Source organism: Streptomyces sp. NBC_00510 (assembly GCA_036013505.1).
In the GTDB taxonomy this organism is placed as follows: domain Bacteria; phylum Actinomycetota; class Actinomycetes; order Streptomycetales; family Streptomycetaceae; genus Actinacidiphila.
This window is the reverse complement of sequence record CP107851.1, coordinates 6,044,213-6,061,771: the sequence shown is the minus strand read 5'-3', so window position 1 is coordinate 6,061,771 and position 17,559 is coordinate 6,044,213. Positions and strand designations below refer to the sequence as shown.

The following is a 17,559-nucleotide window of genomic DNA, read 5'->3' as shown; positions in this document are numbered from 1 at the left end:
CGCCCTCGCTCATTTGTGGGGGAAGGGCGGCGCCCCGGGTGACTCAGTGCGAAAATATCCCCTAACGATGATGTGAGAGCTCTACGGGGGCTCACGAGGAGGCCATGCGCGAGCACGATCCGCCGCCGCCCGGCACGGGCAGGGAGGCCCGGCCGAGTCCAGGGGCCGCCTCGCCCGGGGGCCTGCTCGACCTGCTGCAGGTGGCGGCGATGGTGCTGGACCGCACCGGCCACATCGTGCTGTGGAGCCCGGAGGCCGAACATCTGTTCGGCTACTCGGCCGAGGAGGCCCTGGGCCAGAACGCCGGCCTGCTGCTGGTGGCACCCGACAAGCTGGAGCTGGTCACCGAGCTGTTCAAGCAGGTCAGGGCGGGTGCCATCTGGCAGGGCGTGTTCCCGATCGTGCACGCCGACGGCACGACCCGTGACGTCGAGTTCCGCAACATGCGGATGCACGACGTGGACGGCGGCGTCTACGCGCTGGGCCTGGGCGCCGACCTCTCCACCGTGCGGCGCGTGGAGACGGACATGGCGCTGTCCAGCAGCCTCGTCGACCAGTCCCCGATCGGACTGGCCGTCTTCGACACGGACCTGCGGATCGTGCGCGTCAACCGCGCCATGGAGGAGCTGCACGGCCTGCCCGCGGCGGCCATGCTCGGGCGCCGGGTGCGCGAGATCTCGCCGGGGGCGGAGTTCCGGGCGATCGAGGCCCGGATGCGGCAGGTGCTGGAGACCGGGGAGCCGCTGCTGGACCTGGACACCGTGGTCAGGACGTACGCCGACCAGGAGCACGACCACGCCTGGTCGATCTCGTACTACCGGATCCAGGACCCCACCGGGCGGGTGCTGGGCCTGGCCGCGTCGATCGCGGACTTCACCGAGCGCCACCAGGCGGCCGAGGAGATCGCCGAGGCCCGGGGCCGGCTCGCGGTGATCGCCGAGGCAGGGACCCGGATCGGCACCACGCTGGACCTGCAGCAGACCGCGCGGGAACTGGCCTCGGTGGTGGTGCCCACGCTCGCCGACATCGCCACCGTCGACGTCCTGGACGAGGTGCTGCGCGGCGGCCCGGTACCCAAGGTGCGCGCCCAGCAGTCGGCCGAGTTCCGGGCGCTGGCGGTCGCGGCCGCCGAGTCCAGCGAGGCGATCGGCGCCGTCGACCCGGTCGGGGAGCTGGCCCGGTACGCCGACGACCGGCTGATCACCAAGACCGTGCGGGAGGGCCAGCCGGTGGTCGTGCACCGGGTGAGCAGCCGCATGCTGCGCCGCATAGCCCGCGACGACCGGGCCGCCGCCCAGCTGAAACGGGCGGGGGCGCACTCGTACCTCGCCGCGCCGCTCATCGCCCGCGGCGAGGTGCTGGGGGCGGTCGGGATGTTCCGCACCCGCAACCAGAAGCCCTTCGACGACGAGGACCGCACGCTGGCGGTGGAGCTGGCCGCCCGGGCCGCGATATCCATCGACAACGCGCGGCTCTACGCGGGTGAGCGCAACGCCGCGCTCACCCTCCAGCGCAGCCTGCTGCCGCACGAGCCGCCACGCGTGGACGGGATGGAGATCTCCGCCCGCTACATCCCCGCCGTCCGGGAGGTCGGCGGGGACTGGTACGACGTCCTGCAGCTGCGGGACGGCAAGGTCGGGCTGATCGTCGGGGACGTGATGGGCAAGGGCCTGCACGCGGCCGCGATCATGGGCCAGCTGCGCACGGCGACCCGGGCCTTCGCCCGGCTCGACCTGCCGCCGGACGAGGTGCTGGCGCACCTCGACAACATCACCGGCAGCGCCGAGGGCGACTTCATCGCCACCTGCGTCTACGCCGTCTGCGACCCCGCGACGGGCCGCTGCCAGTTCTCCACCGCCGGGCACCTGCCGCCGGTGCTGGTGCCGCCCGGCGGCCGCGCCGAGCTGATCGACCTGCCCAACGCGGTACCGCTGGGCGTCGGCGGGATCCGCTTCCACACGGTGGAGCGGAAGCTCGCCGAGGGCACCTTGCTGGCGCTGTTCACCGACGGGCTGGTCGAGGACCGGCGGCAGTCGATCGACGTGGGGCTGCGCACGCTGATGCGCGTCCTCAAGCTCAAGAGCCGCCGCCGCTCGCTGGAGGACACCTGCGACGTCGTGCTGGGCGCGCAGCTGCAGTCCCCCGACGACGACGTCGCCCTGCTGCTGGCCCGGATGGGGACGCCCGCGGCCGAGGACGAGGCCTCCGTCGTGCTGTGAGCCGACAACCGGACCAAATCGCTCATACGACCGGTTAACAACTCGTTTCGCGCCTTGCCATCAAGACGGGCATTCCGGGACGCTGGGTCCGCGGGACATCCATGCGCCAACCGGACCCATGCGCCCTCACCGGTGAGCCAACGGGTCGGATTCCGGCGGCTTTTCCGTGTGCGGGCCCAGGGGAGGGCCCCGGGGGCGAGAGGGGTGGATTCAGGCGTTACCTCACGGTGGTCCGGTCGTTGACGAGTCATAGCCAGCCTCACGCGACCCGGAGGCCACAGAACGCCCACGCATGTCCCGGGGACGGGGGGCCGCAGCGCCCGGGGCACCAACACCGCCGCGACAGCGGCGCGACATGCTTCGGGGGGAGCATCCACATGCCGCCGACACCCGGCGCCCAGCAGTACACGACCGACCCTCGGGCCGGCACGCCCGTGCCCGTCATACCCCGGCGTTCCCGCCCCGGCCCGTCCCGGCCGGAACCCGGCGCGGTGGCGCCCCGGTACGACTACGAGCACTACAGCAGACTCGCCGGCCCGCTCACCGAGCCGGAACCCGGCGTCCCGTACCGGGTGAAGTACCGCAGCCTGCTCGCGGAGGAACCCCACCGGATCCGCGCGGCGCTGCTGCTCGGCGCGGCCCCGGTGCTCTCGGCGGTGCTGCTCGCCTGGCTGATGCAGCCGGCCCACTGGACCCGCCGGGAACACGCGCCGGGCTGGCTGGTCGCCGCCGACGCCGTGATGCTCATATCCATCGGCCTGATCGAGCTCTTCCGGCTGATCAACGTGACGTCGAACGCCCATGCGACGCTCGTCGCGCGCGATCCGGTACCCGTCGTACCCGAGAAGGGCAGCAAGGTCGCCTTCGTGACCACCTTCGTCCCGGGCAAGGAGCCCCTGGCGATGGTGCGGGCGACCCTGGAGGCCGCGGTCCGCCTGCGCCACCGCGGCACGTTGCACATCTGGCTCCTGGACGAGGGCGACGACCCCGAGGTCAAGAGCCTGTGCGAGCGCCTGAACGTACGCCACTTCACCCGCAAGGGCGTGGAGCGGTGGAACCGGCCCAGCGGCGCCTTCCGCGCCCGCACCAAGCACGGCAACTACAACGCCTGGCTCGACGCCCACGGCGACGACTACGACGTCTTCGCCTCCGTCGACACCGACCACGTCCCGCTCCCCAACTTCCTCGAGCGGATGCTCGGTTACTTCCGGGACCCGGACGTCGCCTTCGTCGTCGGCCCGCAGGTCTACGGCAACTACGACAGCGCGGTGACCAAGGCCGCCGAGAGCCAGCAGTTCCTCTTCCACGCGCTCATCCAGCGGGCCGGCAACGCTTACGGCTCCCCCATGTTCGTCGGGACCAACAACGCGGTGCGCATCAGCGCCATCAGAAGCGTCGGCGGGCTGTACGACTCCATCACCGAGGACATGGCCACCGGCCTGGAACTGCACCGGCACCGCAACCCCGCCACCGGCCGCAAGTGGCGCTCGGTCTACACCCCGGACGTCCTCGCCGTCGGCGAGGGGCCGTCCTCCTGGACCGACTTCTTCACCCAGCAGCTGCGCTGGAGCCGCGGCACCTACGAGACGCTCATCAAGCAGTTCTGGAAGGTGCCGTTCACCCTCTCCCCCGGCCGCCTGCTCAACTACACGCTGATGGTCGTCTACTACCCGATGACGGCGGTCAACTGGCTCCTGGGCGGCCTGAGCTGTGCGCTGTTCCTCGGGCTCGGCGCCTCGGGCATCCAGATCGACTCCGAGGTCTGGATGATGCTCTACAGCGACGCCGCCGCGCTGCAGATCGGCCTGTACGTGTGGAACCGGCGGCACAACGTCAGCCCCCACGAGCCGGAGGGCTCCTCGGGCGCGGCGGGCATGGTGATGTCGGCGCTGTCCGCGCCGATCTACGCCCGCTCGCTGATGGACGCGGTGCTGCGGCGCAAGAGCAGGTTCGTGGTCACCCCCAAGGGGGACTCCGCGAGCCCGGACCGGCTGCTGTCCACCTTCCGCATCCACCTGTTCTGGCTGCTCGTCTTCGGCGGCTCGCTCGCCGCCAGCTTCTTCAACGGCCACACCCATGTGGCGATGCGCACGTGGGCGACGCTGGCCCTCGTCCTGGCCCTGGCACCGATCGCCGTCTGGTCCCTGTCCCTCGTCCGTTCCAGGAGCGCCACCCGATGAGCTACCGACCCAGCCGCAGACTGCGGAAGATCGCCGTCGGGAGCACGGCCGTGGGGGTGCTCGCCGGAATGAACGCGCCCGCGATCTACGGCTACTCGGCGGAGAAGTACCACGACTACAAGATCAACCAGCCCGGGTACAAGGCCGCGTACGGCCACTGGGACCTGGTCGAGGTGCCCGAGGAGTTCCGCGTCAACGCCATCCACGCGGCGCTGCTGCGCACCGGGAAGGTGCTGCTGATCGCCGGTTCCGGCAACGACGAGCGGAACTTCAAGGCCAAGTCCTTCAAGAGCGTGCTCTGGGACCCGGTGGAGAACACCTTCAAGGAGATCGACACCCCCAAGGACATGTTCTGCGCCGGGCACACGCAGCTGGACGACGGCACGCTGCTGGTGGCCGGCGGCACCGCCCGCTACGAGAAGCTCAAGGAGGCCGTGGACCGGGCGGGCGGCGCGATGCTCATCAAGAACGAGGACCCGGACAAGCCGCGGACCTTCCCCAAGGGCACGGTCTTCGTCAACAACGAGAACGGCCGGGCCTTCCGGTCGGAGTTCCCCGTCAACGTGCCCCGTGCCAAGAAGACCGTCGACGCCCGGACCGGCAAGGTCACCGTGACCGCGAGCGAGGCGCGGGTGTTCGTGCAGTCGCTGGTCAAGGGCGAGAAGGGCATCGTCAACACCGCGGCGCAGTACGCGATCCGGGGCCTTGCGGGCGAGGACGGGGAGAACTTCTACGGGCTGGCCACCAAGCTCGGCCTGGACAAGAAGGACTTCCAGGGGATCAAGAACACCTACGAGTTCGACCCGGTGGCCGAGGCTTACGTCCCGGTCGACCCGATGAACGAGGCCCGCTGGTACCCGACGCTGGTCACCCTCGCGGACGGCCGGGTGCTCTCCGTCTCAGGGCTCGACGACATCGGCCAGGTCGTCCCGGGCAAGAACGAGGTCTACGACCCGAAGACCCGGACGTGGACCTACACCGGCGAGCGCTACTTCCCCACCTACCCCGCGCTCTTCCTGATGAAGGGCGGGAAGATCTTCTACTCGGGCGCCAACGCGGGGTACGGGCCGGCCGACGAGGGCCGTGTCCCGGGCGTGTGGGACCTGCGCACCAACCGCTTCACCGCGGTCCCCGGGCTGGAGGACGCCGAGGACCTGGAGACGGCCGGCTCGGTGCTGCTGCCGCCCGCGCAGGACCAAAGGGTGATGGTGCTGGGCGGCGGCGGGGTCGGCGAGTCGCACTCCTCGACCACCCGCACCGCCGTGGTGGACCTGGACGCCGCGGACCCGCGGTACACGACGGGCCCCGACCTGCCCGAGCCCACCCGCTACCTGAACACGGTGATCCTGCCGGACGACACCGTGTTCACCACCGGCGGCTCCCGTGACTACCGGGGCCGCGGCGGCAGCGACATCCTGCGGGCGCAGATCTACGACCCGGCGGACGACACCTTCCGGGAGGCCGCCGACCCGTCGGTGGGCCGCAACTACCACTCCGAGGCGCTGCTGCTGCCCGACGGCCGGGTGGCGGTCTTCGGGTCCAACCCGCTCTTCGGGGACCCGGCCGACACCAAGCCGGGCTTCTTCGAGCAGCGGATCGAGGTCTACACCCCGGCGTACCGCTACCGGGACTCCCGGCCCTCGCTCGGCGCGGGCCCGCAAGCCCTCCGGCGCGGCGGCACGGCCACCTTCCCGACCGCGCACGCGGAGCGCGTCAAGGCGGCACGGCTGATGCGGCCGAGCGCGGTCACCCACGCCACCGACGTGGAGCAGCGGTCGATCGCGCTGGACGTGGAGCGCGGCGAGGGGTCGGTGAGCGTGACCGTCCCCGAGGACCCGTCGATCGTGCCGCCGGGCTGGTACATGCTGGTCGTCACCGACGACGAGGGCACGCCGTCGCAGGCGCGCTGGGTGCGGGTGACCTGACGGGAGGGGCCCGGCGGGCGGTCAGGAGGCCGCGCGCCGGGCCAGTCCCAGGGCGTACTCGGGCCACCAGTCACCCGCCCGCGGGCCGCCCTTGCAGGTGCCGTCGGAGTCGCCGGGCCGCTTGATCCACAGGTAGGCGTCGACGAGTTCGTCACCGGTGTCGGTGGTGGGCGGGGTGCCCAGGCCGCGGCCGGGCGGGTTGCACCAGGCCTCGTCGTGGGCGCCGTCGAGGGGGCCGCGGCCGTTGCGGCTGGTGTCGATGACGAAGTGCTTGCCGCCGAGCCGCGCGGAGAGCTTCCTGCCGTACGTGGTGTTCGCGGCGGTGCTGTAGAAGTTCGAGGTGTTGAGGGCGAAGCCGTCCGCCGCGGCGACGCCGGCCGCGCGCAGCGGGCCGGCCAGGCGGGCGGGGTCGCTGACCCAGCCGGCGTTGCCGGCGTCGAGGTAGACCCGCACGCGGGGCAGCGCGCCCAGGGTGTCCACGGCGTGGGTCAGCAGGGCGTAGCGCTCCTTCTGGAAACCGCGGGGCGTGCAGCCGTCGACGATGTGGGTGAGGGCGTCCGGTTCGAGCACCACCAGCGCCTCGCGCTCGCCGATGCCGGCGGCGACCGCGTCGACCCAGGCGCGGTAGGCGGCGCCGTCGGCGGCGCCGCCCTGGGAGTACTGACCGCAGTCGCGGTGCGGGATGTTGTAGAGCACGAGCACGGGCGTCCGGCCGTCGCGGGCGGCGGCCTCGGTGTAGCCCCTGGCCCGGTCCTCTGCGTCGTCCTGGCCGATCCACTCGGCGACGGGCCGGCCCGCGATCCGTTCCAGCAGTTCGGCGTCGGCCGCCCGGCCGTCCTGGCGCCACTGCGCCGCCTGACGGGCCGCGGCCGTGTCCGGGTTGACCCAGAACGGCGCCCCGGCGGTGCTCCCGGGGCCGCTGCCGCCGCCCTTGTCCTGGCTCCCCCCGGGCTTGCCGGTGCCGAAGCAGCCGCCCAGCGCCACGGAGAGCAGTCCGGCGGCGGACACGGCGCAGGCCGCCCTGCGCAGCGGGCCGGTGTTGGTGCCGAACATCCACTCCCCCTTGGATGGCGGGACGAGACCGGTCGTCGCCAATCCTGACATACCGAACGGTCAAAGGGCCCTCAGATCAGGGCAGTCGGTGTCTTTCCCGTCGAATGCCGCGCCTGCTCCCCATGGCAGAATCCCCCGGCGAAGCCGTGTCCGCAGAGGGCTGGAGCCGGACGTGACAGAGCACCCGACGCACCGTGCGCGCGAGCTGCGGCTCGCCGAGGTCTTCGTGGACCTCGCCGACACCCTGGACGGCGACTTCGACGTGGGCGTCTTCCTGGAGCGGGTGGCCGGCCGCTGCGTGGAGCTGCTGGACGTCACGGCGGCCGGACTGCTGCTGGACGACGGGCGCGGCGAGCTGCGGACCGCGGCCGGCTGCGGCGGCGCGGGCGAACTCCTGCGCCGGCAGCGGGAGGAGGGGCCCTGTCTGGACTGCTACCGGGGTTCGGACGTGGTCACCGCCCCGGACCTCGCGCGCTGCGACGACCGCTGGCCGCGCTTCGCCCCGCTCGCCCGCGACCGGGGCTTCCACGCGACGTACGCCGTGCCGCTGCGGCGCCGGGCCGAGGTGATCGGCGCGCTGAACCTGTTCCGCGGGGTGCCCGGCGATCCCCCGGGCGGTGACGTGGCGCTGGCCCGGGCCTTCGCGGACGCCGCCGCCATCGGGATACTCCAGGAACGGGCCCGGCAGCGGCAGGAGGCGCTGGCCGCCCAGTTGCAGGCCGCGCTGGACAGCCGGGTCGTCCTGGAGCAGGCCAAGGGCGTGCTGGCGGAGCGCTGGGGCGTCGGCGTCGACGAGGCGTTCACGGCGCTGCGGCGGTACGCGCGCACCCACCGGGTGCGGCTCGCGGAACTGGCCCGGGGTGTCGTTGCGGGCACGGTGGACTCCGACGCGCTGCGGAGGGCCGGCGACTGACCCGCCGGCGGGGGAGGTCACGGGTTCGTCCTCGGCCGGACCGGTGACGGCACGTCGGGCATAGGCTGGGCCCACCACCCCGGACCCCGGTGGCGTCCCGTCCTGTTCCCGTCCCCGTGCCGCATGCGCCAGGCTCCCGTCCCCGGAGACGTCCCATGTCCGACGACGCCACAGACACCATGCCCCGGATCGACCGGCGCACCGACGGGTCCAGCACCCTGGTGACGCTCGGCGGCGAGGTGGACGCGCTCACCGCGCCCGGGCTGTCCGCCGCCCTCGACGCGCTGACCGGGGCCGACCGCCCGGACATCGTGGTGGACCTGCGGCCGGTGGAGTTCATCGACTGCAGCGGCCTGTCGGCGCTGGTGCGCGCCCGGCGCCGCGCCGAGGAGCGCTCCGGGCGGGTACGGCTGGTGTGCCGGGACGAGTTCACGCTGCGCACGCTGCGGGCGACCCGGCTGACCCGGTGCTTCACGATCCTGCCGGACTGGCCGGAGCCCACGAGCGAACACGCGCCCCGCACGCGCGCCCCCCACACGCCCTAGCCCGGCCGCGTTCGGGTGTTCTAGCCTGACAGGGCGGCCCAGGACCCCGGTCGCCGGAAGTGCTTCCTACGCCTTCAGGACGTGGTCCGGCCATGGCCAAGCTCGCGGCCTCCTCACGACTGTCCCTGTCCGATCCGCAAAGATCCGCAACCGACGTCTCCTGGACCTTCTCCCTGCGGCGCGCCCCGGGCAGCGACGCCCCGGCCGCCCGGATGAGCGGGGCGGCGCTGCGAGCCCTGGCGTACGGCACCGCGGCAACGCGGGTGGCCGAGGCGGTCAGGGTCGCCCGCGGCTACGTCCTCGCGCACGGGCAGGCGCGCCGGGTCCGCGTGCCCCTCGGTGTGGACCGGGCCCGTCGTTCGGTGTGCGTCACGGACACCGGCTACGGCCACCCGCCCACCGTGCCCGTCGGCGTGCCTCCGGAGCCGCCGTCCCGGGACGCGACAACCCGGCTGTGCCGGGCGCCGGCCGGCCCGGGGCGGGTCCACCGTCTCTCCCCTGACGCACCGGACCACTCCCGCGGTCCCGGCGCCCGAGGGTGAGGAGCGCCCGGCCGGCGGCTCCGGGAGGAGCGGACCGCGGGCCGGGCGCTACGCCCCGGGGAAGAGCCTTTGGTCAGGCCTTCGGCGTGAGCCGCACGGTCCGTCCCTCGCGGGCCGAGACGGCGGCCGCCTCGATGACCGTGAGCGCGTCGGCGGCCTCGCGGGCGGTCACCGGAGGCGCGGTGCCGTCACGCAGGGCGGCGGCGACGGCGGCGTAGTACGCGGGGTAGTCGCCCGGCACGGTCGGCACGGGGCGCACCTCGTCGCCGGCGCCCAGCACGCCCCACTCGGCCTCCGGTTCGGTGCCCCACACGGCGCCGGGGGCGGGGCGGGCGCCGTCGCGCAGCGCGGCCTCCTGCGGGTCCAGGCCGTGCTTGACGTATCCCGCGGCGCTGCCGAGCACCCGGAAGCGGGGGCCGAGCTGGGCGGTGGTGGCGCTCATCCACAGGTGGGAGCGGACGCCCCCGGCGTGGGTGACGGCCACGAAGGCGTCGTCGTCCACCTGGGCGCCGGGCCGGCGCACGTCCAGCTCGCCGTACACGCAGACGGCGGGCCCGAAGAGGGTCAGCGCCTGGTCGACGAGGTGGCTGCCGAGGTCGTAGAGCAGGCCGCCGATCTCGGCGGGGTCGCCGGACTCACGCCAGCCGCCCTTCAGGCTCGGCCGCCACCGCTCGAAGCGGGACTCGAAGCGCCACACCTCGCCCAGTTCGCCGCGCTCCAGCAGCCCGCGCAGGGTGAGGAAGTCGTTGTCCCAGCGGCGGTTCTGGAAGACCGAGAGCAGCAGGCCGCGCTCGTCGGCGAGGTCCGCGAGGGCGTGCGCCTCGGCCGCGGTGCCGGCGACCGGCTTGTCGACGACGACCGCGAGTCCGGCCTCCAGCGCGGCGGTCGCGAACGGGACGTGGGTCTTGTTCGGCGAGGCCAGGACGATCAGGTCGAGCTCGCCGGCGCGCTTCCACAGCTCGTCCGGGTGGCCGGCGATGCGGACGTCCGGGTGCTCGGCGCGTGCCTGCGCCTGGCGCTCCGGGTTGCCGGTGACGACGGTGTCCAGGACGAGGCCGTCGGTGGTGGAGATCAGCGGGGCGTGGAAGACCGAGCCGGCCAGACCGTAGCCGACCAGCCCGACGCGAAGAGGTGCGGGAGCCATGGCACCACTTAAGCAACGCTGTTGCCAAAGTGCAAGCGAACCTGACAATGGGAGATGTGAACAGGGGAATCTCCGGGGCCAACCTGCCCGCGCTGCGCAGCCACAACGCCGCCCTCGTCCTGGGCCTGCTGCGGACGGCGACCGTGGGCGAGGGCGCCGGCATCAGCCGCCTGGAACTGGCCGAGCGCACCGGGCTCACCCCCCAGGCCGTCAGCAAGATCACCGCACGGCTGCGGGCCGACGGCCTGGTCGACGAGGCGGGGCGCGGCGCCCCCACCGGCGGCAAGCCGCGCACCCTGCTGCGGCTGGCGCGCCGCGCCCGGTACGCCGTGGGGGTGCACCTGGACCGCGACGAGTTGACGGTGGTGCTCGCCGACCTGGCGGGCGGCGTGGTGGACGCCCGGACCGTCCCCCTGGACCTGCGCCGCCCGGCCGGGGAGGTGCTGGAGGCGGTGGCGGGACTGGTCCGGGAGACCGTCGGCGCCACGCCCGGCGCGGACGGGGCGGTGCTCGGCGCCGGGCTCGCCTGCCCGGGCCCGCTCGACCACACCGCGGGGATGCTGCACCGCGTCACGGGCCTGCCGGGATGGGACGGCTACCCGCTGCGCGACGCGCTGGCCGAACGCCTCGGGCTGCCCGTCGTGCTGGACAAGGACACCAACGCGGCGGCCCTCGCCGTGCTCCCGCCCGGCGGGGACGGGGACCGGGACGGCACGGACGGTGCATACGGCGCGGGGGCGGGCCCGGCGGGCCCCGGCGCCGGGGACTCGTTCGGCTATCTGCACCTGGGGACCGGCCTCGGCGCGGGCCTCGTGCTCGACGGCACGCTGCACCGCGGCGCCCGCACCGGCGCGGGCGAGTTCGGCCACCAGGCGGTCGCCCTGGACGGCCCGGTGTGTGCCTGCGGCAACCGGGGCTGCCTGGAGGCGCTGTGCCTGGCCGCCGTCGGCCGCGGGGACACGGCGCAGGCCGCGCGGCTGCTCGGCGTCGGCGCCGCCAACCTGGTCTCCCTGCTGGACATCGACCGGGTCGTGCTCGGCGGCCGCACCGTGCTGGCGGACCCCGTGCTCTTCGCGCGCGAGGTGGCCGCCGCCATGGACCCGCGCACCCTGCGCGCGGCCGGCCGCACGGTGCCCGTCACCGTCGCCGCGGCCGGGCGGCGCGTGGTCGCCGAGGGGGCCGCGCTGCTGGCGCTGGCGCCGCTCTTCGGCCAGACGGCGGTCGGCTAGCCGCCCGTACGGGTGCGGGGGCGGGCCGTCACCGCGTCGCGCGGTGATATCAGCGGATGACCGTGAGAGCTTCGCTGCCCATGAGGTGGTGCAGCGCTCTGGCCGTCGCGGCGGCCGCGGTCGTGGCGGCGGCCCCCCAGTCGGCCGCGGAGCCCTTCCCGGTCACCGCCCGGCTGCTGGGCGGCCCCCACACCTACACGGCGGGGGCCGGGCCCGAGGAGTTCCGGGTGGAACTGGAGAACACGTCGAGCGGGCCGCTGCGCGACGTGCACCCGGTCCTCGTCTTCGTCGACCGCGGACGGAAGCTGACGCCCGATCAGATCCGCCTGGAGTACCGGATGCCGGCCCCCGTCGCGGGAGCCCGGAGCGCACGGGACCGCTCGTGGCGGCCGGTGGCCGTCGAGCGCACGGACAACGACGAGAACATCGCCGTGGTGGGCGGCAAGGACGGGCCGGGCACCACGCTGCCCTCGCGCCGCAAGGTGGCGATCGCACTGCGGCTGCGTTTCACCGCGCCCACGCCCGCCGGACCGGTCACGGCGTCGGCCACGATCATGGAGCGCCGCGGCACGGACGGCGACTGGGTCGGGGAGTCCGCCGGCTACGACTTCGACGTCGTCCCCCACCGGGACGCCACGGCCGGGCCGCAGTCCCCGCGCCCCGGCCGGCCCGGTGAGGAGGGGCAACCGGACGGCGGCGGAGGCGGGGACGGCGGCGAAGGCACCGGACCGGGTGACGGGCCGGGCACACGCCCGGGCGGGTCCCCGGCACCGGATCCCTCCGTGGGCGCCGGGCCGGGCCCCGGTCCCGGCACCGGACCGGGTACGGGTCCCGGTACGGGATCCGGGCCGGCACCCGTACCCGGCAAGGGCGACGAGACCGCCCCGGGCAGCGCCCCGGGCACCCCACCGCGCCTGGCCGCCACGGGCGAACAGCACCGGGCGCCCGCGCTGATGCTCACGGGCGCCGGCGTGCTGCTGGTCATGGGCGGTGCGGCCCTGCGGTTCAGCCGCCGAGGGTGAACCAGGTGCTGCGGGACTTCTGCCACTCGGGGTGGCTGAGGTCCTTGGCCTCCTTGCCGTCCCCGTAGAGGTCGGCGGCGCCGTTGTCGGTCATCAGCTGCGCCCGGGCACCTGCCGCGGTCAGGTCCGGAACGTCCACGATGGCCTCCCAGGCGCCCGGATCGGAGGTGGGCAGGTCGAGCAGCTTGACGGGCGCGCTGCCGGCGTTGCCGTCCCAGGAGTAGAGGGCGTACGGGTCGCTGTTGTCGTCGGCTGCCCAGGAACCGGCCAGGATCAGGTACTGCCCGGCGGCGTTGCGGCGGATGTCACGGACGCTGAGGCCGCCGAGGTCGAGGGTGACCGGGGTGCCGAAGGTGGCGTGGACGGAGGTGTTGGGCTTGCCGCCGACCAGCTTGTCGAGGTTGGTGACCGGCACCAGCAGCGCCTTCCCGCCGGAGGCCGGGGGCACCAGCGGGGCGCGGAAGCCGATGTACGCGGTGCTGGTCGAGCCGGGGGCGAACTCCATGCCCTCGGCGTTGAAGCCGTCGATGGCCTTGGGTATCTCACCGGAAGCGGCGCCCGCGGCGAAGCCGTAGCGGTTCCCGCCCGCCTTGTCCCAGGCGATCAGGTCGGCGCGCAGGCCCTCGTAGTAGCCGGAGACGGTCAGCTGGGTGTCGGCGCCGCTGCCGGTGACGGTGGTGGCGAAGAGCGTGGAGCGGTCGGCCTTCACCTCGCCGTCCTTGTTGTTGCCCATGGAGCCGGTCCAGTAGATGGTGTCGCCCGCCCGGGTGCCGGCCTCGATGTCGATCTCGGAGGAGGCGCCGGCCTTGGAGCCGATGTCCCAGGTGCGCACGGCGGCGCCGGAGCCGTCGCGCCGGTACAGCCGCAGCACGTTGCTCTCGTCGTCGGCGACGACCATGTAGCCGCCGCCGACGTCCACGGCGGCGGAGGCGTCGCTGGAGCCGGTGGTGTACCGGGTGTCGGCGGCGTGGGTGACGGCGGCGGAGGCGGCGAAGTGCAGCGTCTTGGTGGCGGTCTTGCCGCCGAGGCCGGTCACCTTGACCGTCAGGTCGGCGTAGCCGCGGGCACGGGGGGCGACCGCCAGGGTGCGGCTGCCGCCCGTGCCGGTGACGGTCACGTCGCCGGTGCCGGCGACCGAGGTCTTGGTGCTGGCGGAGGCGGCGACGGTGAGCGCCGAGGCGTCCGCGCCGCTCTGCGCGACGGTGACCGTGACGGTCGGGTCGGCGGTGGCACCGACCGCGCCGGAGAGGTAGGAGGCGGACAGGGAGATCGTCGGGGTGCCGTACGAGGCGGCGCCCGCCGGGGTGCCGAGGAGCGGCACCATCGTGGCGGCGAGCACGGTGGCGACCGCGCCGGGGACGAGGGTGGCCGTGCGGGTGCGGGACAGCATCGGTGGACGCCCTTCCAAGATCGCTGAGGAAATGCGGGGAGAGCCTGCTCCGCCGCCCCCAACTCCCGCCGCCCGGCAGATGATCATCCGGTGAACGTCCCGCGGCGCGGCGTCACCGTGCGGCCGCCCCGGATCGTGGAGGGTGCCACCGCCCCCGGCCGGTCGCGGCCGGGGGCGGTGCCGTCGTCAGCCGAGGTCAGACGAGGTCGACGAGGTCCGCGATGGAGTCCACGACGGTGGTCGGCCGGTAGGGGAAGCGGTCGATGTCGCCCGCCTTGGTCAGGCCGGTCAGCACCAGGAAGGTCTGCATCCCGGCCTCCAGCCCCGCCAGCACGTCGGTGTCCATGCGGTCGCCGATCATGGCGGAGGTCTCCGAGTGCGCGCCGATGGTGTTGAGGCCGGTCCGCATCATCAGCGGGTTCGGCTTGCCGACGAAGTACGGGTCCTTCCCCGTCGCCTTGGTGATCAGGGCGGCGACCGAGCCCGTGGCGGGCAGCGCCCCCTCGGGCGAGGGCCCGGTGTTGTCGGGGTTGGTGGCGATGAACCGGGACCCCGCGTTGATCAGGCGGATGGCCTTGGTGAGGGCCTCGAAGGAGTAGGTTCGCGTCTCGCCCAGGATCACGAAGTCGGGCTCGTGGTCGGTCAGCACGTAGCCCGCGTCGTGCAGGGCCGTGGTGAGGCCGGCCTCCCCGATGACGTACGCCGTCCCGCCGGGGTGCTGGGCGTCCAGGAAGCGGGCCGTGGCCAGCGCGGAGGTCCAGATGTTCTCGGCCGGCACGTCCAGGCCGATGCGGCTGAGCCGCGCCGCCAGGTCGCGGGGCGTGTAGATCGAGTTGTTCGTCAGGACGAGGAACGGGCGGCCCGAGTCCCGCAGCCGCTTGATAAAGGCGTCCGCGCCGGGCACCGGGATGCCCTCGTGCATCAGGACGCCGTCCATGTCGGTGAGCCAGGATTCAATGGGCTTGCGCGCTGTCATGGCTGCGGACTCTAGTCCGGCCGGGTGACCTGTGCACATGCGCGCGGCGTCCGCCCCTTGTCCCCGGTCCGGGCGACCCTTCGACCCGTCCGGACCACCACCGCATGCGAGGGCCCGCGCGGGAAGGGACCTTCGAAACACCGGGGCCGACCAATCCGACGACGTGAGCCCGGTTGAGTGGAGGTTGTGATCATGGGCTCTGTCATGGGAGCCGCCCGCGTTCCCTTGTGTGCCGCCGCGGCGGCGACGCTGATCGCGCTGTGCGGTCCCGCCGCCGTGGCCGACGACGGACCGGACGACTCCAGCGGGACCTCGTTCCAGTTCGGCGGAGGCGGCGGAGGTGGCGGAGGCGGGGATGACGGGGACCAGGACGGCGGCAGCAACAACCCCCTCCTGCAGTTCGGCAACAAGGGCGACGACGACGGCCAGGACAACGGCCGGCAGAACAACAACAACAACGACGACGATGACGACGACAGCGGGCGCGGCAACGGCGACAACAACAGCGACAACGACAACGAGGATTCCGGCCGTGACAACGGCGGCCGTGACGACTCCGGACAGGACGACGACGGCCCGGACAGCGGCCCGGACGACGACGGCGGCACCGGCGGAACCGGGGGCATTGGCGGCACCGGTGGGATCGGCGGCACCGGTGGGATCGGCGGCACCGGGGGCATCGGCGGGACCGGCGGCGTCGGTGGCGGCGTCGGTGGCGGCGTCGGCGGCGTCGGCGGAACCGGCGGAACCGGCAGCGGCCCGGTGAGGATCACCCCCGGCACGGCCGGCCCCGGCGGCGACGTCGACGTCCGCACCGACCAGTGCGACCGCGCCAAGACCGGCACCGTCAGCTCCTCCGCGTTCGTCACCCCGGTCACCCTCGCCCCGGCCAGCGACGGCGGGATGTACGCCTCCGCCGTGGTCCGCTCCGGGCTGACCCCGGGCTCCTACCGGGTCTCCATCACCTGCGACGGCAAGAGCCACGAGGGCACGCTGGAGGTCACCGAGGCCGCCTCCGGCTTCCCGTCCGCTCCGGTCCCCGCGGGCGGCGGCGCCATGGCGGCGCACCAGGCCACGGCGGAGCAGCAGCAGCCGGCGGGCGTGCCCGGCATCGTGGCGGCCGGGGTCCTGGCCGTGGCAGGGGCAGCGGGACTGGTCGTGCACCGTCGCCGCACCCGGGACTGACCCGGTGCAGGGACGTACCGTCGCGACCCTCGCGACCGTCGTGGTGCTCGGCGCGGCATGGCTGAGGGGATACGTCCACCCGGGCCTGCCGGGCTCCGGGTCGGGCGCCCCCGCGACCGCCGCGACCGCGGACGCCGGAGCCGCGGGGCGGCCCGCCCAGGTCTACGCGGCGCACACGCCGCTGTCCCCGGCGCGCCCCCTGCGGATCGACATCCCCTCGGCCGGCATCCACGCCAAGCTGGTGGAGCGGGGGCTCACCGCCGACGGCGCGGTGGACCCGCCGCCGTTCACCACGCCGAACGTGGCCGGCTGGTACGGGCACGGCCCCGCCCCCGGGGACGCGGGGGCGGCGCTGATCGTCGGGCACGTCGACACCCGCACCAAGGCGGCGGTCTTCTACACCCTGAGCACGGTCACCCAGGGCGACCTGGTGGAGGTCACCCGCTCGGACGGCTCGGTCGCCGAGTTCGCCGTCGAGGGCGTGGCGATCGTCGACAAAACGGGCTTCCGCCCGGACCGGGTGTACGGCTCGGGGGTCCGCCCCGAACTGCGGCTGATCACCTGCGGCGGCACCTTCGACCACGCCACCCAGTCCTACTCGGCGAACGTCGTGGTATACGCGGCGCTGACCGGCTCGCACACCCGGGCGTGACCGGTCCCGGCCCGGCGGGGCGTCAGATGCCCAGGTCGCGGATGAGCTTGGCGACGTGGCCGGTGGCCTTGACGTTGTACCAGGCGTGCTCGACCTTGCCCTGCTCGTCGACGACGACGGTGGAGCGGATCACCCCGGTCACCACCTTGCCGTACAGCTTCTTCTCGCCGAAGGCGCCGTACGCGCTCAGCACCGACTTGTCGGGGTCGGCGAGCAGGGTGACCTTCAGGGATTCCTTCTCGCGGAACTTGGCCAGCTTCTCCGGCTTGTCGGGCGAGATCCCGATGACGTCGTAGCCGGCGCCCGCGAGCAGATCGAGGTTGTCGGTGAAGTCGCAGGCCTGCTTGGTGCAACCGGGCGTGAGGGCGGCCGGGTAGAAGTACACGACGACCTTGCGGCCCGCGTGGCCGGCGAGGGAGACCTCGTTGCCGTCGGCGTCGGGAAGGGTGAAGGCGGGGGCGGTGTCGCCGGGCTGGAGGCGCTCGCTCATGGTGCAGTTCTCCGATTCGGGGTGCCGACGGGCATCGGCACGGACGGGCTGACAGACTGTCTGCACGGTACCGGTCGACAAGGACGATGGAGGC

15 protein-coding genes are annotated in these 17,559 nt (G+C 73.8%); 10 read left to right on the top strand and 5 right to left on the bottom strand.

What is annotated here, in order from left to right; all coding sequences use genetic code 11:
• Positions 1-104 precede the first annotated feature (104 nt).
• The 3 genes from OG937_27370 (at position 105) to OG937_27360 (ending at position 6,324) form a co-directional block, all read left to right on the top strand.
• Entirely contained in the window at positions 105-2,219 is a 2,115-nt protein-coding gene (locus OG937_27370) for a SpoIIE family protein phosphatase (protein ID WUD75148.1), read from the top strand.
• Positions 2,220-2,596: 377 nt separating this feature from the next.
• A complete protein-coding gene (locus OG937_27365; GenBank protein ID WUD75147.1) occupies positions 2,597-4,399 on the top strand; it encodes a cellulose synthase catalytic subunit in 1,803 nt (600 codons plus the stop codon).
• On the top strand, positions 4,396-6,324 hold the full coding sequence (locus tag OG937_27360) for a kelch motif-containing protein (GenBank protein WUD75146.1): 1,929 nt from the start codon (positions 4,396-4,398) through the stop codon (positions 6,322-6,324). Before OG937_27365 ends, OG937_27360 begins: the two co-directional genes overlap by 4 nt.
• A 21-nt stretch (positions 6,325-6,345) precedes the next feature.
• Here the strand turns inward: OG937_27360 and OG937_27355 are convergent, their stop codons facing one another.
• The gene (locus OG937_27355; protein ID WUD75145.1) at positions 6,346-7,377 is read right to left on the bottom strand and encodes a glycoside hydrolase family 6 protein; all 1,032 of its coding nucleotides are present in this window, start codon (positions 7,375-7,377) and stop codon (positions 6,346-6,348) included.
• Between the two features lie 172 nt (positions 7,378-7,549).
• On the opposite strand from OG937_27355, the gene OG937_27350 reads away from it, so the two are divergent.
• The 3 genes from OG937_27350 to OG937_27340 all read left to right on the top strand — a co-directional run bounded on the left by OG937_27350 (position 7,550) and on the right by OG937_27340 (position 9,377).
• Complete coding sequence (locus tag OG937_27350; GenBank protein WUD75144.1) at positions 7,550-8,290, top strand: GAF and ANTAR domain-containing protein; 741 nt, start codon at positions 7,550-7,552, stop codon at positions 8,288-8,290.
• Positions 8,291-8,445: 155 nt separating this feature from the next.
• Positions 8,446-8,835, top strand: coding sequence for an STAS domain-containing protein (locus OG937_27345; GenBank protein WUD75143.1), 390 nt, complete (start codon positions 8,446-8,448; stop codon positions 8,833-8,835).
• A 92-nt stretch (positions 8,836-8,927) separates the two neighbouring features.
• A complete protein-coding gene (locus OG937_27340; GenBank protein WUD75142.1) occupies positions 8,928-9,377 on the top strand; it encodes a hypothetical protein in 450 nt (149 codons plus the stop codon).
• A 73-nt stretch (positions 9,378-9,450) separates the two neighbouring features.
• Here OG937_27340 and OG937_27335 read toward each other — a convergent pair whose 3' ends face one another.
• Positions 9,451-10,521 (bottom strand): Gfo/Idh/MocA family oxidoreductase, encoded by a 1,071-nt coding sequence (locus OG937_27335; GenBank protein ID WUD75141.1) that lies wholly within the window; start codon positions 10,519-10,521, stop codon positions 9,451-9,453.
• 47 nt (positions 10,522-10,568) lie between these two features.
• Here OG937_27335 and OG937_27330 point away from each other — a divergent pair, with 47 nt between their 5' ends.
• Complete coding sequence (locus OG937_27330; GenBank protein ID WUD75140.1) at positions 10,569-11,750, top strand: ROK family protein; 1,182 nt, start codon at positions 10,569-10,571, stop codon at positions 11,748-11,750.
• Between the two features lie 80 nt (positions 11,751-11,830).
• Positions 11,831-12,772, top strand: a complete 942-nt coding sequence (locus OG937_27325) for a hypothetical protein (GenBank protein WUD75139.1) — start codon at positions 11,831-11,833, stop codon at positions 12,770-12,772.
• Here the strand turns inward: OG937_27325 and OG937_27320 are convergent.
• Together OG937_27320 and OG937_27315 are read right to left on the bottom strand one after the other, a co-directional pair.
• The gene (locus OG937_27320) at positions 12,756-14,096 is read right to left on the bottom strand and encodes a hypothetical protein (protein ID WUD78901.1); all 1,341 of its coding nucleotides are present in this window, start codon (positions 14,094-14,096) and stop codon (positions 12,756-12,758) included. The two genes, OG937_27325 and OG937_27320, sit on opposite strands and share 17 nt — an antisense overlap.
• Positions 14,097-14,358: 262 nt before the next feature.
• Positions 14,359-15,138, bottom strand: coding sequence for an HAD-IIA family hydrolase (locus OG937_27315; GenBank protein WUD75138.1), 780 nt, complete (start codon positions 15,136-15,138; stop codon positions 14,359-14,361).
• A gap of 192 nt (positions 15,139-15,330) precedes the next feature.
• Between OG937_27315 and OG937_27310 the strand changes: the two genes are divergently transcribed.
• Both OG937_27310 and OG937_27305 read left to right on the top strand, forming a co-directional pair.
• Positions 15,331-16,323 carry a hypothetical protein gene (locus OG937_27310; GenBank protein WUD75137.1) on the top strand — a complete coding sequence of 331 codons (993 nt, stop codon included), beginning with the start codon at positions 15,331-15,333 and terminating at the stop codon, positions 16,321-16,323.
• Positions 16,324-16,327: 4 nt separating this feature from the next.
• The gene (locus OG937_27305) at positions 16,328-16,975 is read left to right on the top strand and encodes a class F sortase (protein ID WUD75136.1); all 648 of its coding nucleotides are present in this window, start codon (positions 16,328-16,330) and stop codon (positions 16,973-16,975) included.
• A 22-nt stretch (positions 16,976-16,997) separates the two neighbouring features.
• Here OG937_27305 and bcp read toward each other — a convergent pair whose 3' ends face one another.
• Complete coding sequence (gene bcp, locus OG937_27300) at positions 16,998-17,465, bottom strand: thioredoxin-dependent thiol peroxidase (GenBank protein WUD75135.1); 468 nt, start codon at positions 17,463-17,465, stop codon at positions 16,998-17,000.
• Between the last annotated feature and the right edge of the window lie 94 nt (positions 17,466-17,559).

Bases quoted from the DNA above. Each gene is read 5' to 3' on its own strand.
- OG937_27345 (WUD75143.1), top strand. From the start codon at position 8,446: ATGTCCGACGACGCCACAGACACCATGCCCCGGATCGACCGGCGCACC.
- OG937_27330 (WUD75140.1), top strand. From the start codon at position 10,569: ATGGGAGATGTGAACAGGGGAATCTCCGGGGCCAACCTGCCCGCGCTG.
- OG937_27340 (WUD75142.1), top strand. From the start codon at position 8,928: ATGGCCAAGCTCGCGGCCTCCTCACGACTGTCCCTGTCCGATCCGCAA.
- OG937_27335 (WUD75141.1), bottom strand. From the start codon at position 10,521: ATGGCTCCCGCACCTCTTCGCGTCGGGCTGGTCGGCTACGGTCTGGCC.
- OG937_27320 (WUD78901.1), bottom strand. From the start codon at position 14,096: ATGGTGCCGCTCCTCGGCACCCCGGCGGGCGCCGCCTCGTACGGCACC.
- OG937_27310 (WUD75137.1), top strand. From the start codon at position 15,331: ATGGGCTCTGTCATGGGAGCCGCCCGCGTTCCCTTGTGTGCCGCCGCG.
- OG937_27315 (WUD75138.1), bottom strand. From the start codon at position 15,138: ATGACAGCGCGCAAGCCCATTGAATCCTGGCTCACCGACATGGACGGC.
- OG937_27360 (WUD75146.1), top strand. From the start codon at position 4,396: ATGAGCTACCGACCCAGCCGCAGACTGCGGAAGATCGCCGTCGGGAGC.
- OG937_27365 (WUD75147.1), top strand. From the start codon at position 2,597: ATGCCGCCGACACCCGGCGCCCAGCAGTACACGACCGACCCTCGGGCC.
- bcp (WUD75135.1), bottom strand. From the start codon at position 17,465: ATGAGCGAGCGCCTCCAGCCCGGCGACACCGCCCCCGCCTTCACCCTT.
- OG937_27325 (WUD75139.1), top strand. From the start codon at position 11,831: ATGAGGTGGTGCAGCGCTCTGGCCGTCGCGGCGGCCGCGGTCGTGGCG.
- OG937_27355 (WUD75145.1), bottom strand. From the start codon at position 7,377: ATGTTCGGCACCAACACCGGCCCGCTGCGCAGGGCGGCCTGCGCCGTG.
- OG937_27370 (WUD75148.1), top strand. From the start codon at position 105: ATGCGCGAGCACGATCCGCCGCCGCCCGGCACGGGCAGGGAGGCCCGG.